12 protein-coding genes are annotated in these 17,239 nt (G+C 73.1%); 3 read left to right on the top strand and 9 right to left on the bottom strand.

All coding sequences use genetic code 11. The annotated features are described in order from the left end of the window. Positions 1 to 204: 204 nt before the first annotated feature. From IE251_RS21425 to IE251_RS21450, 6 genes are read right to left on the bottom strand one after another with little or no spacing between them, the layout of a single operon-like run. Complete coding sequence (locus IE251_RS21425; RefSeq protein ID WP_189754619.1) at positions 205 to 3,225, bottom strand: alpha-mannosidase; 3,021 nt, start codon at positions 3,223 to 3,225, stop codon at positions 205 to 207. A gap of 29 nt (positions 3,226 to 3,254) precedes the next feature. Beyond that, positions 3,255 to 5,456 carry an endo-beta-N-acetylglucosaminidase gene (locus IE251_RS21430; protein WP_189754620.1) on the bottom strand — a complete coding sequence of 734 codons (2,202 nt, stop codon included), beginning with the start codon at positions 5,454 to 5,456 and terminating at the stop codon, positions 3,255 to 3,257. Next, entirely contained in the window at positions 5,453 to 6,709 is a 1,257-nt protein-coding gene (locus tag IE251_RS21435; RefSeq protein ID WP_189754621.1) for a glycoside hydrolase 5 family protein, read from the bottom strand. The genes IE251_RS21430 and IE251_RS21435 overlap by 4 nt, the downstream gene beginning before the upstream one ends. Before the next feature lie 26 nt (positions 6,710 to 6,735). After that, positions 6,736 to 7,638: a carbohydrate ABC transporter permease gene (locus IE251_RS21440; RefSeq protein ID WP_189754622.1), complete on the bottom strand. Its 903-nt coding sequence runs from the start codon at positions 7,636 to 7,638 to the stop codon at positions 6,736 to 6,738. Further along, a complete protein-coding gene (locus tag IE251_RS21445; protein ID WP_189754623.1) occupies positions 7,635 to 8,522 on the bottom strand; it encodes a carbohydrate ABC transporter permease in 888 nt (295 codons plus the stop codon). Before IE251_RS21445 ends, IE251_RS21440 begins: the two co-directional genes overlap by 4 nt. Positions 8,523 to 8,528: 6 nt before the next feature. Continuing rightward, positions 8,529 to 9,815, bottom strand: a complete 1,287-nt coding sequence (locus IE251_RS21450; protein WP_189754624.1) for an ABC transporter substrate-binding protein — start codon at positions 9,813 to 9,815, stop codon at positions 8,529 to 8,531. 254 nt (positions 9,816 to 10,069) lie between these two features. Here IE251_RS21450 and IE251_RS21455 point away from each other — a divergent pair, with 254 nt between their 5' ends. Then, positions 10,070 to 11,143, top strand: a complete 1,074-nt coding sequence (locus IE251_RS21455) for a LacI family DNA-binding transcriptional regulator (protein ID WP_234470505.1) — start codon at positions 10,070 to 10,072, stop codon at positions 11,141 to 11,143. A gap of 256 nt (positions 11,144 to 11,399) precedes the next feature. Further along, positions 11,400 to 12,740: an amidase gene (locus IE251_RS21460; RefSeq protein WP_189754626.1), complete on the top strand. Its 1,341-nt coding sequence runs from the start codon at positions 11,400 to 11,402 to the stop codon at positions 12,738 to 12,740. 275 nt (positions 12,741 to 13,015) lie between these two features. Here the strand turns inward: IE251_RS21460 and IE251_RS21465 are convergent, their stop codons facing one another. Then, a complete protein-coding gene (locus tag IE251_RS21465) occupies positions 13,016 to 13,189 on the bottom strand; it encodes a hypothetical protein (protein WP_189754627.1) in 174 nt (57 codons plus the stop codon). A 494-nt stretch (positions 13,190 to 13,683) separates the two neighbouring features. Between IE251_RS21465 and IE251_RS21470 the strand changes: the two genes are divergently transcribed. Then, entirely contained in the window at positions 13,684 to 14,079 is a 396-nt protein-coding gene (locus IE251_RS21470; protein ID WP_189754628.1) for a hypothetical protein, read from the top strand. A gap of 122 nt (positions 14,080 to 14,201) precedes the next feature. Here the strand turns inward: IE251_RS21470 and IE251_RS21475 are convergent, their stop codons facing one another. Beyond that, on the bottom strand, positions 14,202 to 15,695 hold the full coding sequence (locus IE251_RS21475; RefSeq protein ID WP_189754629.1) for an SDR family NAD(P)-dependent oxidoreductase: 1,494 nt from the start codon (positions 15,693 to 15,695) through the stop codon (positions 14,202 to 14,204). A gap of 171 nt (positions 15,696 to 15,866) precedes the next feature. Continuing rightward, positions 15,867 to 17,198, bottom strand: coding sequence for a wax ester/triacylglycerol synthase family O-acyltransferase (locus IE251_RS21480; protein ID WP_189754630.1), 1,332 nt, complete (start codon positions 17,196 to 17,198; stop codon positions 15,867 to 15,869). Between the last annotated feature and the right edge of the window lie 41 nt (positions 17,199 to 17,239).

The raw sequence follows: 17,239 nt of genomic DNA on the forward strand, positions 1-17,239 counted from the left end.
AGACGTCGCAATCCACACCGAACCCGGAAGGCCCTCACCCGTTCAAGATCTCTCAGCCGAGACCTGGCTCACCTGTCCACAACCTCCCCGGACAGAACAGCTAGCGCCCGGCATCGCGCCCAGCCGTACACCTGGCCGTAGCCGGTCGGGCCGGGTCCGGTTCGGTGTGCCGTCCGGGCGCCGCGGCGCCCGGAACCCCGCCGGTCAGGGCCGGCCGAACCTGAGCGTGACGAGTTCGAACGGACGCAGGCGTACGGTGATCCGCTCGTCCTCGCGGGCGGGCGGCTCCGCGTCCGGCAGCGGGCGTTCCAGCAGGTCGGTGACGGTGACATCGGTGAACGGGAAGCCGGTCGTCAGGGTCGCCCGGGCGCGGCCGCCGTGGGCCTCGTGGAAGCGGACCACCACGTCCCCGCTGCCGTCGTCGGCGAGTTTCACCGCCGTCACCACCACCGCGTCGTCGTCCACGCCCACCAGCGGGGTCACCGCGCGGGCGCCGGTCGTGTGCCGCTCCGGCAGGTTGATCCGCCAGCCCTCGCGGACCGCGTCACCGACCGAGGCGCCGACGACCAGGGCGTGCCGGAAGCGGTGGACGCCCTGGTCGGTCTCCGGGTCGGGAAAGCGCGGGGCGCGCAGCAGGGAGACCCGGACCGTGGTGGTCGTGCCGCGGTCGCCGTCCGCGCGGACCGTGCGGGTCACATCGTGGCCGTACGTCGAGTCGTTGACGACCGCCACGCCCCAGCCGGGCTCCTCCAGGTGCACGAAGCGGTGGTTGCACGCCTCGAACTTGGCCGCCTCCCAGGAGGTGTTGGTGTGGGTGGGGCGGAAGGCGTGCCCGAACTGGGTCTCGGACGCGTACCGTTCGGCGTGCAGGTCGAGCGGGAACGCCAGCTTCAGGAACTTCTCCGTCTCGTGCCAGTCCACCTCGGTGTCGATGACCAGCCGGCGCTCTCCCGGCGGCAGGGTCAGCAGCTGGGTGACCCGGGAGGAGCCGAAGGACCGGACGATCCGCACCGAGGCGCCGTCCTCGCCGGCCGTGACCGTCTCGGCGTCGGTGAGGTCGGTGACGGTGTTGCGGTAGAAGGAGTCGACGTCCCAGGCGTCCCACATGTTCGGGAAGTCCGGGTGGAGTTGGAGGAGGTTGGCGGCGGTGCCGGGGGCGATCGTCTCGCGGCCGGCGCCGTGATCGTAGGCGGAGACGACCAGGCCCCGGGCGTCCACGGTGATCCGCAGCAGGCCGTTGTCCAGCCCGAACCCGCCGTCCTCGCGGGGCGTGAGCGTGCTGGTGCCGGGCGCGTCCGGGGTGGCAGCGGCGCCCGCCGGGACGCCGTGGCGGGCGTGCGGGGCGGAGTTGAACAGCAGCGGGGTCGTCCCCTCGCCCGCCAGGGCGCGCTGGGCCGCGTCGATGACCGCGGTCAGTTCCGTGGCCAGCCGCTCGTACGTCGCCCGGGCCTCCCGGTGCACCCAGGCGATGGACGAACCGGGCAGGATGTCGTGGAACTGGTGCAGCAGCACCGTCTTCCAGATGCGGTCCAACTCCTCGTACGGGTACGGGAGCCCGGTGCGCACGGCGGCGGTGGCCGCCCAGAGTTCGGCCTCGCGCAGCAGGTGCTCGGAGCGCCGGTTGCCCTGTTTGGTCCGGGCTTGGCTGGTGAGGGTGGCGCGGTGCAGTTCGAGGTACAACTCCCCGACCCAGACCGGCGGTTCGGGGTACTCGGCCTCGGCCTGCTCGAAGAAGGCGCGCGGGGTCTCCCAGCGGACGGTGGCCGAGCCCTCCAGATCGCGCAGCCGGGCCGCCTTGGCGACCATCTCCCGCGTGGTGCCGCCGCCTCCGTCGCCCCAGCCGGTGGGGGCGAGGGAGTGCCGGGCCCTGCCCTTGTCGCGGAAGTTGCGTACCGCGTGGGCGATCTCGCTGCCCTTCATCGAGCAGTTGTAGGTGTCGACCGGCGGGAAGTGCGTGAAGATCCGGGTGCCGTCGATGCCCTCCCAGTGGAAGGTGTGGTGCGGGAACCTGTTGGTCTGCGACCACGAGATCTTCTGCGTCAGCAGCCACTTGGAGCCGGCCGCCTTGATGATCTGCGGCAGCCCCGCGGCGAACCCGAAGGTGTCCGGCAGCCAGGCCTCCTCGTTCTCGATGCCGAACTCGTCGAGGAAGAACCGCTTGCCGTGGGTGAACTGCCGGGCCATCGCCTCCGAGCCGGGCATGTTGGTGTCCGACTCCACCCACATCCCGCCGGCCGGCACGAACCGCCCCTCGGCGACCGCCTTCTTCACCCGCGCCCACACCTCGGGACGGTGCTCCTTCACCCACGCCCACTGCTGGGCCTGGGACATGGCGAAGACGAAGTCCGGCTCGTCCTCCAGCAGCGCGGTCATGTTGGACACCGTCCGGGCCACCTTGCGCACGGTCTCGCGCAGCGGCCACAGCCAGGCGGAGTCGATGTGGGCGTGCCCGACGGCGCCGATCCGGTGCGCGGAGGGGACGGCGGGGGCCGACAGCACGCCGGTGAGCCGCTCCCGGGCCCGGCCTGCGGTGGCGTTCACGTCCTGGAGGTCGACGGTGTCCAGGGCCCGTTCGACCGCGCGCAGGATGTCCCAGCGGCGCGGGGAGTCCACGGGCAGTTCGGCCATCAGCTCGCCGAGCACCTCCAGGTCCATGACCAGCTGCCACACGGTCTCGTCGAACACGGCGAGGTCCATGCGGGCGAGGGTGTACTGGGGTTCGGTGCCGGCGGTGTCCTTGTCGCCGAGCCAGGTGGGCCGGAAGGGCTGGTAGTCGAGGATGACGGGGTTGGAGGCGGCCTCGATGTGCAGGCGCACCTCTTCGCCGCCCGCGACGGGCGCGCCGATCCGCACCCACTGGTTGCGCGGGTTGAGGCCCTTCACGGGGGTGCCGTCGGGCCGGTAGACCAGGCCCTCGCACTGGAAGCCGGGCATGTTCTCGTCGAAGCCGAGGTCGAGCAGGGCCTCGACGGTCCGCCCGGCCCACGCCTCGGGCACGGTCCCGGTCACCCGGAACCAGCTGGTGCCCCAGGGAGCACCCCAGCGGGCGCCCACCGCGATCGGCTCGGGCGCGGCGGCCAGCCCCTCGGCGACCGGCACCGGCTCGCCGGGCGCGTGCCACACCGCGACCTGGAGCGGCACGGACTCGGGGTACACGGCGGGGCGGATACGTTCGTCGAGCACGCGCCTGAGGCGGGCTTCCACCAGCGTGCGGTCGTCATGCATGCGGGGTGCTCCCTGCGGGTTCCGGGTGATTACCAGGGGTGGGTGACGGTGACGGGGGCCGAGGCGTTGTAGAGCTCCCCCACGGCGCGCACTTCGAACCGTGCGGCCGGCTCGCCCCGCTCGGGCCGCAGGCCGGCGACGAACCAGGCGCGCTGACCGGTGGCGCCGAGGAAGCGGCGGGTGCCGTCGGCCAGGAGGCGGTGGAGGGTGTAGTGGCGGACGGGGCCGGGGGCGGGGTTCCAGGCGAGGCGGAGGTCACCGCCGTCGGCCGCGGTGACGCGGGCGGCGGAGGGGGCGGCGGGGGCCGGCGGGGTACCGGCGGGGCGGACGGCGAGGCCGCCGAGCCGCCAGCGCACCGGGGTCGGGCCGTCGGTGGGGGTGAGCCGGATACCGAGGGCGTGTACGGTGCCGGAGAGGCCGGTGAGCGGGACGGTGACGGTCTGCCAGCCGTTGACCGAGTTCACACGGGCGTGGGCGTGGCCGGGGTCTCCGGGTGCTTCGGTGTGAGCCGAGTTCACACCGTCTTCCTCCTGACTGGAGTTCACGTCGCCCTCTGGCTCACCGGAGTTCACACCGTGCTCCGCCTGACCGGAGTTCACACCCGGCCTGACGGCCGACGACGGCCCGGCAGCCCGCGCGTTGACCGAGTTCACAGCCAGATACCTGTACGGCGGTGTCTCCCCCGGCCCGCTCGGTAGCGCCGTTGCCACCGCCAGTTCGACGTTCACATCCCCAGACTCGCTCCGGAACGTCAGGTCGACAACCGTGTTCACAGCGATCGGGAGCCGGGTCGCGTACAGGTCCAGCAGCACCGGTTGATCGAGTTCACCGGCCGCCAGCACGCTGCTCCCGCCCCGCCAGGCGTCGGCGAAGTCGAAGGCGACCGTCGGCCGCTTCCCCGCCGTCCGGACCACCCACCGCCGTGACGGCAGCCGGTCCTGGAGGCCGAGATGGTTCCAGGGGCTCTCCGAGACGACGGCCCCCTCCTCGTACCACCGCAGCCCGTGACCCGTGTTGAAGACGGTCGCGAACGGCACGGAGGTCACCGTCGACCGGTCCGCCACGGACACCGCCGGCGCCCGCCACGGATCGCCCGGGTCGGGTCGGGACGGGTCCATGGAACGCCCGGTCCAGAACCGGTCGTCGGCCGCGTGGAAGTCCCCGGGGCTGCGGCGGTCGGCGGGCAGGTGGTTCCGGGTCCACTCGGGCCGGTAGAACCCGACCGAGGTGACGTGCGGCTTCCCGGCCGGCACGATCGCGTCCCAGTTCACATACGTACCGGACCCGTTCGACTCGACGTCGACGCCGGCCCACAGTTCGTAGCGGCCGCGCCCCAGCCGGTCCGCCTTCGTGCCGGACGACGCCAGCGAGGCCGCGCTCCACCGGAAGTCCACGAACATGCTGTCGGCGGCCTGGAAGAACGCCTGGTTCTGGCTGGTCAGCGCGCCCTGCCAGCTGACCGTGCCGTTCACGGTCAGCGCGTCGTACCAGGTCACCCGCTGCCCCTTGGCCGCGGCCAGCGCCTTCAGCTCCTTGACGAAGCCCAGCATGGCCGTGCCCAGCGCGGTGTTCCCGCCGCCCGTCTCGGCGTTGAGGAACCAGCCGTCGAAGCCGTACGCCGCCGCCACCGCGACGAGTTGCGCGGCGAGCGGGTAGTGACCGGTGGCATCCCGCTGCACCAGGTCGCGGGTCCACTGGAGCTGTCCGCCGTAGGCCGCCGGTGGCAGGAAGACGTTCCCGAGGACGGGCACGCCGTGCCGGTGGGCCGCGTCGACGACCGGGGCGTTCGGGGCGAGGATCAGGCCCTCGCCGGCCGAGCCGCCCCAGAACACCAGCTCGTCGAGGTACGCCCAGTGGGTGAGCGCGTAGTAGTCGGCGGTGGCCGAGCCCTGGGAGGGGTTGGCCGACGTCGGGCCGAAGGAGACCAGCGCCTGGACGCGGGCCTGCCCCGTGCGGGCGGTGGGGTTCGCGGGGGTCGGGGTGAATCGCGCGGCGAGGGGTACGGTCGCGGCGTTGAAGGCGAGGTCGGGGTCGTCGGCGGCGCGCCAGCTCTTCAGGCTGCGCCAGGTGATGCCGGGGCCGGGGCTGCCGGCGGGCAGCGAGTCCGGGAACCAGTAGGCGGCGTACGGCGGGGTGGCGGCGGTGGCGCGCGGGGCCGCCGTGGCGCTCCCCGCGGTGGTCAGGGCCGCGGCACCGGCGGCGAGCAGGACGGTGCGTCTGCTGGGGTTCACGAGCGGGTGCCTCCTTGGGGGACGGGGAGTACCTGATCGGGCGTGACGACGTCGGTGATGCCGCGCGCGGTGAGGTGGTCCTGGTCGTCGGCGCGGGTGTCGAGCACGGTGGCCGGGCGGGCGCCGTCGGCGACGAGCCGGAAGTAGGCGTCGAAGACGTCGCCGCCGGGCGCGCAGCGGGAGCGGCGGTCCGGCGCGGCGGGCACGACGAGGGCCGTGCGGCGCACGGCCGGGGCGCGGTGGGTGCCGCGGGCCGCGTCGGCCAGCGCGCGGGCGATGTCCTTCGGCCGCCGTTCGCCGGTGAACAGGCCCAGGGAGTACTCGAGTTCGGGGAAGTCGGCGAGCGTGCGCGACACGTCGTGGGAGCACCACCAGGTGATGCCCCACAGGTCGGGGCAGTCCAGGGCGTTGCCGATCGTGGCCTCGGCGAAGGCGGCGGCGTGCTCGGCGGGCACCAGCGGCGCGGGGGCGCCGACCTCCTGGAGCCAGACCGGCCGGTGCGGGTCGTCCGCCCATGCCTTGGCGAGTTCGACCAGGTAGGCGGCGTGGTGCTCGACGGGCACGGAGGTACGGCCGTGTCGCTGGGCGGTTCCGTTGAACACCCAGGAGTGCACGGCGGTGACGGCGCCGAGCCGGGCGGAGTGGGCGGGGGTGAAGGGCTGGTCGTCCTGGTACCAGGCGGCGTCGTAGGAGGCGTGCAGATGGAGGCGGCCGGGGGCGCCCTCGGCGCAGGCGTCCAGCATCCGGGTGAGCCAGCGTCCGGCCTCGTCGGTGGTCACCGGGTCGGGATCGGGGTGGGGGCCGGCGGCGAACTGGTTGATCTCGTTGCCGACGGTCATGCCGAGGAAGTGCGGCCGGTCGGCGAGGGCGGCGGCGAGGGTGCGCAGATAGGCGGCCTGCCCGGCGGTGACGTCCGGGTCGGTGAAGAGGTTGCGGCGGTGCCAGGTACGGGTCCAGGCGGGCAGGAAGTCGAAGCTGGACAGGTGGCCCTGCAGTCCGTCCACGGCGGTGTCGAGGCCGCGTTCGGCGGCGGCGTCGGCGAGGGCCACGAGCTGCTCGACGGCGCGGGGGCGGATCAGGGTGCGGTTGGGCTGGAAGTACGGCCACAGCGGGAAGACGCGGATGTGGTCCAGGCCGAGCGCGGCGATCGCGTCGAGGTCGGCGCGGACGGAGTCGAGGTCGAAGTCGAGCCAGTGGTGGAACCACCCTTGGCTGGGCGTGTAGTTGACGCCGAAGCGTACGGCGGGGGGCATGCGGTGTCCTTGCGCTCGGGGGAGGTTCAGCCCTTGACGGCGCCTTCGCCGACGCCTCGGAAGAAGTACCGCTGGAGGCAGGCGAACAGGGCGATGAGCGGCGCCACGGCGATGACCGTGCCGGCGGCGACCAGGCGTTCGTCGTTGGCGAAGGTGCCGTGCAGATAGTTGAGGCCGATGGTCAGGGTGAACTTGGAAGGGTCGCTCAGTACGATCAGCGGCCACAGGAAGTCGTCCCAGGCGCCCATGAAGGCGAAGATCGCCACGACGGCGAGGGTGCCCTTGACCGAGGGCAGGGCGATCCGCAGGAACCGCTGCCAGACGTCGGCGCCGTCGACGTAGGCGGCCTCCTCGATCTCGTGGGGCAGGGCGCGGAAGGCGCCCCGCATCAGCAGGACGTTCATCGCGCCGACGGCGCCGGGCAGGACGACGCCGATGAGCGTGTTGTTCAGCCCGAGTTCGCGCATGGTGGTGAACTGGGCGATGACGATGCCCTCGACGGGGACGAGCATCGCCAGCACGAAGACGAGCGTGGTCACGCGTCGGCCGCGGTAGCGCAGCCGGGCCAGGGCGTATCCGGCGAGGGCCGAACCGACGCAGTTGGTCACGACGTTGGCGACGGCGACCTTCAGGGAGTTCAGGGCGTAGTCCCAGACCGGGATGGTGTCGGCGACCCGGGCGTAGTTGTGCAGGGTGGGGTGGGCGGGCAGGAGGCTGGGCGGGGAGCTGTAGATGTCCTCGGTGGGGCCCTTGAGGGAGGTGGCCAGCTGCCAGAGGAACGGGCCCGTGGTCAGGGCGAGGACGGCCAGGAGCAGCAGGTACCGCCAGAGCAGTTCGGCGGGCCGGACGCGGCGGCCGTCGTCGGTGACGCGGGGCTCCCGGGCCGTGGCGGCGGGCCGCTCGGGGCGGACCTTCTCCAGGACGCTCACGCTTCCTCCCTCCGGTCGGCGCGCAGGACGAGCAGCATCAAGGCGACGGTGACGGCGAACACGACGACGGAGAGGGCGGAGGCGTAGCCGACCCGGCCGGTCAGACCGGTGCCGGTGCGCTGGACGAGCATGACCAGGGTGGTGTCCTCGCCGGCCGGGCCGCCGCTCGGGCCCGCCATCAGGTACACCTCGGAGAACACCTTGAAGGCGGCGACCGAGGAGAGCGCGGCGACCAGCACCATGGTGGACCGTACGGCGGGCACGGTGACGGACAGGAAGCGGCGCACCGGTCCGGCCCCGTCGACGGCGGCGGCCTCGTGCAGTTCGCGTGGCACGTTCGCCAGCGCGGCCAGGTAGATGACCATGTAGTAGCCGAGGCCCTTCCACACGGTGACCGCCATGGCGCTGAGCAGGAGCAGCCACTGGTCGCTGAGGAACCCGATCCGGCCGATGCCCACCGTCTCCAGTACCGAGTTGACCAGGCCGCGTTCGTCCAGCAGCCACACCCAGATCAGGCCCACCACGACGATCGAGGCGACGACGGGGGTGTAGAAGGCGGAGCGGAAGAAGGTGATCCCGGGGATGTTCCGGCGCACTAGCAGGGCGAGCAGCAGCGGCAGGACGACGAGTGCGGGGACGACGACCAGGACGTAGAGGACGCTGTTGCGCAGGCCGGTCCAGAACATGTCGTCGTGGAGCAGTTCGCGGAAGTTGGCGAGCCCGACGAAGCGGCCGGGGAGCAGGGTGCGGCGGTCGGTGAAGGAGTTCACCAGGGTGGAGACGAAGGGGTAGAGCACGAAGGCGCCGGTGATCAGCAGTCCGGGTGCGGCGAACAGCCAGGGGCTGGTGGGCAGTTGCCGCCGGACGCGGAGGGGGGTGGCCATGGCGGGTCAGCCCTGCCGCAGCAGCCGGTCGGCGGCATTGACAGCGTTGTCTAGGGCTTCCTCGGGGCTCTCCTTGCCCTGGAGCGCCTTGGCGACCTCGTTGCGCAGCGCGGTCTTCATCTGCTCGCTGAACAGCACGGGCGTGTAATTGACGGCGTTCTTCAGTGACTTGGCGGCGGCGACGCGTACCCGGGTCTCGTCGGTGCCGTCCTCCCTGGTGAAGTACGGGTCGTCGAGCGAGCCGGCGGTGCTCGGGAAGATGGCGACCCGCTTGGCGAAGACCATCTGGTTCCTGGCGTCGGTGACGAAGTGGGCGAAGGCGACGGCGGCGGGGGTGTGCCGCGTGCGGGAGTTGACCATCACGCCCATCACGTACATGTTGGCGTGCCCGGTGCTGGTGATCTGGTCGGTGATGCCGATGTTCCTGTACAGACTCGGGGCGTTCTTCTTGAAGTTGCCGAGGTCCAGGGCGCTGCCGGGGTTCATGGCGACGGCGCCGGTGAGGAACTTCTTGCCGGCCGACTCGCCGGTGGCGGTCAGGGCCTGCGGGTCGAGGGCCTTGGCGTCGTACAACTGCTTGTACTTGGTGAGCAGTTCGACGCCCTTGGGGTCGTTGAAGGTAAACGCGGTGCCCTGTTCGTTCATGAGCGGGACGCCGTAGCGGCCGAAGTCCTCGATGGTGGGCACATTGGCGAGGGTGGCGACCCTGCCGCCGCTCTTCTCGGCCATTTCCAGGGCGTCGGCGAAGAGTTCGTCGTAGGTCCTCGGGGGCTTCTCGGGGTCGAGTCCGGCCTTTCGGAAGAGGGCTTTGTTGTAGAAGAGCGGGCCGGTGTTGAGGTACCAGGGGAAGGCGTAGGTGCCGGTGGTGCCGGGGACCCGGTGTCCGGCCCAGGCACCGGGCAGGTATTCCTTCCGGTAGCGGGCGGCGGCCTTGTCGAGGTCGAGTGCGAGGCCCGCCCGGGCGAGCGGGGCGACGAGGTCCGGGGAGACGTTGACGACGTCGGGCAGGGTGCCGCCGCCGGCGTCCGCGCTGATCTTGTCGGCGTATCCCTCGGCGGGCTGGTCGATCCACTTGACGTGGGTGTCCGGGTACTTCTCCTCGAAGGCCGCGATCAGATCCTCGAAGTAGTCCTTGAAGTTGGCGCGCAGGTTCCAGGTCTGGAAGGTGATGTCGCCCTCCACCTTGCCGGAGGCGTCGCTCGTGCCGCCGGCACCGCCGCCCGAGCCGCAGGCGCTCAGCGGCAGGACGAGGGCGACGGCGACGGCGGTGAGGGCTCTGCGGGAGATGGGCACGGACACGGCTCCCTTGCTGTGTCGGGGCTGTGGGTGGCGCGAAAGACCTTGCACAGGGCCTTCCGGGAAAGTCAATGGATTCGTCGCCGCCAAAGCATTCCGTCTGGCATAGGCGCAGGTCGGCCTCTACTGGCCAGGACCTTGCGGGAGTTGACTAATGCGCTTTAGGGTCTTGACACTCAAGCGCTTTAGCAGTTCCCTGCCGAAGGGGAGGAAACGTGCCGACCAGACGGTCCCCCGCCCGCCGGCCCACGATGAAGGACATCGCCCGGCGTGCCGGGGTGTCCGAGAGCGCCGTGTCCTTCGCGCTCAACGACCGCCCCGGCGTCTCGGAGGCCACCCGGGCCCGGGTGCGCCGGGTCGCCGAGCAGCTGGGCTGGCGGCCGAGTACGGCGGCCCGCGCGCTGTCCGGGGAGGGCGCGGCCACGGTCGGCTTCGTGCTGGCCCGCCCCGCGGCCACGCTGGGCGTCGACTCCTTCTTCCTCCAGCTCGTCTCCGGGATCCAAGGAGTGCTGGCGGAGCGTCACTTGGGCCTGCTGTTCCAGGTGGTGGAGGACGTGGCCGGTGAGTGCGCGGTGTACCGGCGCTGGTGGGCCGAGCACCGGGTGGACGGCGTGCTGGTGGTCGATCCGCGCGCCGACGATCCGCGTCCCGGCCTGCTGGACGAACTGTCCCTGCCCGCCGTGGTGATCGGCGGCGCCCCGGACGAGCGGCACCCGGGGCTGTCCACGGTCTGGGCGGACGACGCGGGCGCGATGGCCTCGGTGGTGGGCGAGTTGACCGCCCTGGGGCATCGCCGGATCGTCCACATCGCCGGTCTGCCGGGCCTCGCGCACACCCAGCGCCGCATCCGCACGCTGCGCGCCGAGGCGGAGCGGCGGGGGCTCGCCGAGGTGGAGTCGGTGACGACCGACTACTCCGGCGCCGAGGCCGCCGCCGTCACCCGCCGGGTCCTGCGCGGCCCCGCTCCCCCGACGGCCCTGGTCTACGACACCGATGTGATGGCCGTCGCCGGCCTCGCCGCCGCCGCCGAGCTGGGTTTCTCGGTGCCGGCCGAGCTGTCGGTGGTGGCCTGGGAGGACTCGGCCCTGTGCCGCATGGTCACGCCGTGGCTGTCGGCGCTGTCCCGGGACAGCGTGGAGTTCGGGTCGACGGCGGCCCGGGAGCTGCTGGCACTGCTGGACGGCGGCCCGGCCCGGACGGTACGGGTACCGGTCCCCCGGCTGATCGAGCGGGACAGCACGGGCCCGGCACGGACGGACCGGCCGCCACGTCTCGGTACCGCGAACGGCGGTACGGACGCCGGTGGTTCGGCCGCCGACGCGTGAACCGCCGGCCGGGCCGCGGGCAGGGAGGCGGACCGACGCCCGGGATGCGGGACCGGCGCCCGGGCCGCAGGCGCGGAACCGAGCCGCAGGCCGGGGCGGGAGCGCCTCCCGGACCGACGCCCGGGTCCCGAGCGCCACGCCCGCACCGTCGGCCTCTCGACGTACCGGGCCCGGGGGTGCAGAGTTCTTTCCACGCGCCCTCATACCGACGGGTAACCCAGGGGGCGCGCAGCCGACGACCACCCGAGGAGCGTCCGTGACCAGCTGGGCCGGCCGGAGTGCCGCCGAGATCGCCGCCGCCGTCCGCGAGAAGCGGGTGACACCCCGGGAGGTGGTGGCCGAACACCTCGCGCGGATCGAGCGGCTGGACGGCCGGATCGGGGCGTTCCGTAAGGTCCGGGCGGGGGCGGCGCTCGCCGAGGCCGACGAGGTGGCCGCCCGGGCGGACCTGGCGGGTCTGCCGCTCGCGGGCGTGCCGGTGGCGGTCAAGGACAACCTGGCGGTGCGCGGCGAATCGTGCCGCAACGGCTCCGCCGCCTCCCCGGACACCCCGGCCGCCGAGGACCATGTGACGGTGGCCCGGCTGCGCGCGGCGGGGGCGGTGGTGGTCGGCCTGACGAACGTGCCCGAGCTGTGTGTCTTCGGCACCACGGAGGGCCCGTACGGCATCGCCCGCAACCCCTGGGATCCGTCCCGCACGGCGGGTGGCTCCTCCGGCGGCAGCGCGGCGGCGGTGGCCGCCGGGCTGGTGCCGCTGGCGCTCGGCAACGACGGGATGGGCTCGTTGCGCATCCCGGCCGCGAACTGCGGGCTGGTCACACTGAAGCCGGGGCACGCGGTGGTGCCGGCCGGGATCGGCCACGGCGACTGGTTCGGCATGGCCGAGAACGGGCCGCTGGCCACGACGGTGGAGGATCTGCGGCTGATGCTGCGCGTCCTTGCCGACGCGGAGTTCGAACGGCCTGAGGAGCGGAGCCCGTTGAGGATCGCCGTCGCGCTGCGCAGCCCGCTCGCCGGGGTGCCGGTGAGCCGGCCGTATACGAACGCGGTGCGGCAGGCGACCGGGGCGCTTGCCCGGTCCGGGCACCGGGTGCGGCGGGCGGAACCGCCGTACCCGCTCTCCCTCGGTGTGACCGCGCTCCGGCATTGGACGGCCGGGACGGCGGTGGACGCGGAGGGCCTGGACCCGGCCCGGCTGGCCCGGCGGACCCGGGTGCACGCGGCCGTGGGCCGCCGCTTCACCCGCGCGGTCCGCGACGGGGACGCCCGGGACCGGCTGCGCGCCCGGCTGACGCCGTTCTTCACCGAGCACGACGTGCTGCTCACCCCGGCCCTGGCCCGCCGCTCCCCGCAGGCCGGGCCGTGGCACGAGCGCGGCTGGCTGCGCAACATCCTCGCCAACTCGGCGTATTCGCCGTTCACTCCGCCGTGGAACCTGACCGGCTGGCCGGCGATGTCCGTGCCGGTGGGGACCCTGCCCTCGGGCGCCCCCTGCGCCGTACAGCTGGTGGGCCGGCCGGGCACGGAGGCCCTTCTGCTGGGCGTGGCCGAGGAGTTGGCGGAGCTGATCCCCTGGCGGCGGACGGCGGGAGGGTGACGGCAGGGCCTGGTCCAGCGCCCGGTACATGATGTGCGGCCCCACCCTGCGCCGTCGCTCCCCGGACGGCATGGATCGGCTGTCCGCGTCACCTGCGGCGCACAGCTCGGCCGGCGGGACGTCGTGCTCGCTCGCGGGTCTCGGCGGCGGTGACGATCCGGTACCGGAAGGGCCGGATCCGCGGCCGGTCCCCGGCCGTGGCTTCTCCGATCAGCGTGGGCGTGAGTCTGTCACGCCTTCGCGGACGGCGATCGCGGCGGGCCGGGGCGGGAGGGTCAGTCCACGCTCGGCAGGATGTGCGGTTCGGCCAGGTCGTCCTCGTATCCGGCGAGGCGGATCGGGGCGGAGCGGGCCCACACCTCGAGGCTGCCGAGTTCTCCGGGCCGGCGGCGCCCGCGCTCCGCGCGTTCCTCGGGGCCCTGTTCGCGATTCGTCTTCTCCGGTGTCACCGCGCACTCCTTATGTGTCGGGTCACCCTCGGGGCATACCGGACAGTCCGCGCCACGGCGCCGGACGCCCGCTCGGGTCTGGTGGAAAGGCCGATTACGGGCGCGGTGGCGCCGGTTTCCGCTGCCGGAGCAGGCCGTTGTGGACCGGCGTGCCCCAGGACGGACGGTGGGTGTGGGTGAGACCCCGTACTGTTGTCCGTCGACTCCCAGATTAACCAAATGAGCGGGCATCCGCTCGATAGGGAATGAAAACAAGGTGTAACCAATACGCTTCGCGAGCCGCCCAATAGCCCCCAATATGGGGCCTTTTCCTACAAGCTGCTCACTCGTACGACGCCCGGAATCACCCGTACGGCGGATATGAACGAACGCCTCTTCGAAATAAGTTGGGGAACGGTTGACCGACCCGGCGCAGTTCAAGTGCCGTTGGCCGGGCGGCAAACCGGCCATGGTCTGCTGACGCGGCAACGGCTGTCTCGCGGAAGGACTGACGCATGGAGCTGCGCAGCGTCGAGGAGCTGATGGATCTGCTGTACGCCGGCCGGCACCGGCACGCGCTGCGGACCGCCGCGCTGCTGCGCCGTGGCCGCCCCGCCGACAAGGAACTCCAACTGGCGGGCCTGGTACGGGGCATCGGGCCGGTGCTGTGCCCTGGCGACGAGGCGGCAGGGGCCGGCAGCGCGGCGGAGGCGGTGCGTTCCCTGCTCGGGGAGCGGGTGTCCCGGCTGGTCCGCGCGGACGCCGGCCCGGCCGACGACGATGTGCTGCGGCTGCGCCAGGCCGAGGAGGAGGGCCGCACGGCCGCTTTCGACGCGGGTGTGCTGGAGGACTGGCGCACCGTGCTGGAGCTGGTGGCGGCCGGCCGGTGCCGGCTCGGCGCGGTCGACTGAGACACGGCGGGCCGAGGCACGGCCGACCGAGGCACGGCCGACCGGGAGGACGGCGCCCGCCGGATCATGGTGCGCCCGGGCGCGGTGGGCCGGGGCGCGCCCGGCCGACACCCGCCCGCCGCTCACCACTTGCCGGGTGCGTAGTCCTTCAGGAAGACGCCGTACAGGTCCTCGCCCGCCTCGCCGCGCACGACCGGGTCGTAGACGCGGGCGGCGCCGTCGACCAGGTCGAGCGGGGCGTGGAAGCCGGCCTCGGCGAGGCGCAGCTTGTCGTAGTGGGGGCGCTCGTCGGTGATCCAGCCGGTGTCGACCGAGGTCATCAGGATCCGGTCGGACTCGAACATCTCCTGGGCGCTGGTCCGCGTCACCATGTTCATCGCGGCCTTGGCGGCGTTGGTGTTCGGGTGACCCGCGCCCTTGTAGCCGCGGCTGAAGACGCCTTCCATGGCCGAGACGTTCACGATGTACGCCCGTCCGCTGGCCGCCTTGCGCGCGGCCTCGGCCATGGCCGGGCGGAGCTTGCTGATCAGGATGAAGGGCGCGGTGTAGTTGCACAACTGGGTCTCCAGCAGCTCCACCGGGGAGATCTGGTCGATGGTCTGCACCCAGGTGTTGGTGTCGACGACGTCGGGGAGCAGACCGCCCGCGTCGATGGCGGTGCCGTCGAGGTGCCGGGCGACGCTGGCGTTGCCCGCGACCAGGGCGAGGTCGGCCACCTTCTGCGCGTCCAGCCCGCTGGTGCCGACGGGCAGCGCGGCCAGGCCGTCGACCGCGCCGGAGTTGAAGGCGCCGATGACGTGGTGGGCGGGCAGCTCGCCGGCGGGCAGCGGGGCGCTCTCGCCGTCGACCAGGGCCGCGTAGGCGGAGGGCAGGCGGCGCACGGTCTGCGTGGCGTTGTTGATCAGGATGTCCAGCGGGCCGGCCTCGGCGACCCGGTCGGCCAGCGCGACGGCCTGGGCCGGGTCGCGCAGGTCGATGCCGACGACCTCCAGCCGGTGCAGCCAGTCCGCCGAGTCCTCCATGGCCTTGAAACGGCGGATGGCGTCCTTGGGGAACCGGGTCGTGACGGTCGTGTGCGCGCCGTCGCGCAGCAGCCGCAGCGCGATGTACATGCCGATCTTGGCCCGGCCGCCGGTGAGCAGGGCGCGCTTGCCGGTGAGGTCGGCGCGGGCGTCCCGCTTCGCGCGGTTGACGTCGGCGCAGTCGGGACAGAGCTGGTGGTAGAAGTAGTCGACTTCCACGTACCGCTGCTTGCAGGTGTAGCAGGAGCGCGGGCGCTGGAGTATCCCCGCGATCCGGCCCTCCTCGACCTTGGAGGACGGCAGGATGCCCTCGGTCTCGTCGTCGATGCGCTCGGCCGAGCCGGTGGCGGTGGCCTCGGTGACGGCGCGGTCGTGGGCGGTCTTGGCGGCCCGGCGTTCCTGGCGGCGGCGCTGCTTGACCACGCGGTAGACGTGCGAGGTGGCCCGGCGCACCTTGATCGCGTCGGGGTGGTCGACGTCGAGCTGGTCCAGTTCCTCCAGCACGCTCAGGCAGACGGCGAGCCGCTCGGGGTCGATACCGGGCCCGTAGACCATCTCGTCCATGGACGCCGAACCGTCCTCTGTCACCGTCATCGCGCTGCCGTTCCCCTGGTCACCCGAGCGGCGCTCCGACTCGCGTCCGCTTTCGAACAGCGAATTTTACGGAGCGCCGGGCCGATGGACCAAACCGCCGCCGATTCCGCTCCCGATGGATCACCGCCGTCCGGCCGGTACGGGCGGTACGGCGGCCCCCGGACCCGGTCCTCAGCGGTCGCAGACGGACAGCAGGGCCGCCGCCTCCGCCGACACCGCCCGCGCGAGGCGGTCCAGGTCCGGTACGGCCCGCGCGTCGGCGACCAGCCCGTAGTGCACGCGCCCGCGGTACGTGGAGATCGCGACCGCGAGGGCCTGGCCGGGGGCGAGCGGGGCCAGCGGGTACACCTCGGTCAGCTCCTGGCCGCCGAGCCGGAGCCCGAGGCCGGGCAGCGGCACGCTGGTGACCAGGATGTCGAACCACAGCCGGGCCGCCTGGCCGACCAGCGGCCCGCCGAGCCGGTGGCCGAGGGCCGGGACGTGGTCGGCGAGCAGGGCCACCGCTCCGGCGCCCCGGTCGGGCCCCGCGTCCTTGTTGCGGAGCATCGCGGTGCGCACGGTGTGCAGCCGGGCGAGCGGGTCGCTCTCGTGCACCGGGAGCCGTATCAGATAACCGGAGAGCCGGTTGCCCTGCTGTTGCGCCGCGTGCGGCCGGCGCCGGGAGACCGGGATGAGAGCACGGGGCGCCACGCCCTCGCTGCCGTCGCCGCGCTCGTCCAGCCAGCGGCGCAGGGCCCCGGCGACGACGGCGATGAGGACGTCGTTGACCGTGCCGCCGGCGCTCTTGCGCACCCGGTGCACGTCATCGATGTCGAGGACGGCCCCGGCGACACGGCGGGTGCCGCTGGGCGCGGAGGTGAGCGCGGCGCACGGGCGCATGCCGAGGGTGGACCGGGCCAGCGAGGCGCCGATGTCCAGCGCCCGGCCCATGTCGGTGAGCACCCCCCGGACCAGCCCGGGGACCCGCGCGGGCAGCGGGCGCACGCCGGGCAGCGGGCCGCGCGGCGGCTCGATGGCGCGGGGCGCGCGCTCGGGCAGGCCGCCGGGGTCCAGGACGCCGGCGGCGAGCCTCAGGGCGCGCAGCCCGTCGGCGAGGGCGTGGTGGAACTTGAAGAGCACCGCGAAGGAGACCCCGTCGGCGCCGGGCAGCACATGCGCCTCCCACGGTGGCCGGCCGCGCTCCAGCGGGCGCTCCATCAGCCGGCCGGCGGCCGCGTGGAAGTCGTCGGTGGGGGCGTGCAGCCGGACGTGGTGGAGCGGATCGAAGTGCGGGTCCGTCTCGCGGGCGGCGCCACCGAAGGCGAGCGGCTGCCACAGGTCGCGGATGCGCAGGCGCAGCCCGGGGACGGCGGCGGCGCGGGCGGCGAGCAGGTCGGCGGCGTGCGCCCCGGCGGTCGGCGAGTGCGCGCCGAAGATCCCGAGCGCGCCGAGGTGCATCGGGTGCCGGTCGGACTCCATGTTCCAGAAGGCCAGGTCCAAAGGAGCGAGCAGGTCGGACGTCACGGGCTTGCCTCACGCATCGGTGACGGGTCGATCAACAGTCG

This window comes from Streptomyces eurythermus, from assembly GCF_014649115.1.
In the GTDB taxonomy this organism is placed as follows: Bacteria; Actinomycetota; Actinomycetes; order Streptomycetales; family Streptomycetaceae; genus Streptomyces; species Streptomyces eurythermus.

Excerpts from the sequence above, each read along its gene's own strand:
- IE251_RS21425 (WP_189754619.1), bottom strand. The coding sequence starts at position 3,225 with ATGCATGACGACCGCACGCTGGTGGAAGCCCGCCTCAGGCGCGTGCTC.
- IE251_RS21435 (WP_189754621.1), bottom strand. The coding sequence starts at position 6,709 with ATGCCCCCCGCCGTACGCTTCGGCGTCAACTACACGCCCAGCCAAGGG.
- IE251_RS21445 (WP_189754623.1), bottom strand. The coding sequence starts at position 8,522 with ATGGCCACCCCCCTCCGCGTCCGGCGGCAACTGCCCACCAGCCCCTGG.
- IE251_RS21455 (WP_234470505.1), top strand. The coding sequence starts at position 10,070 with ATGAAGGACATCGCCCGGCGTGCCGGGGTGTCCGAGAGCGCCGTGTCC.
- IE251_RS21470 (WP_189754628.1), top strand. The coding sequence starts at position 13,684 with ATGGAGCTGCGCAGCGTCGAGGAGCTGATGGATCTGCTGTACGCCGGC.
- IE251_RS21475 (WP_189754629.1), bottom strand. The coding sequence starts at position 15,695 with ATGACGGTGACAGAGGACGGTTCGGCGTCCATGGACGAGATGGTCTAC.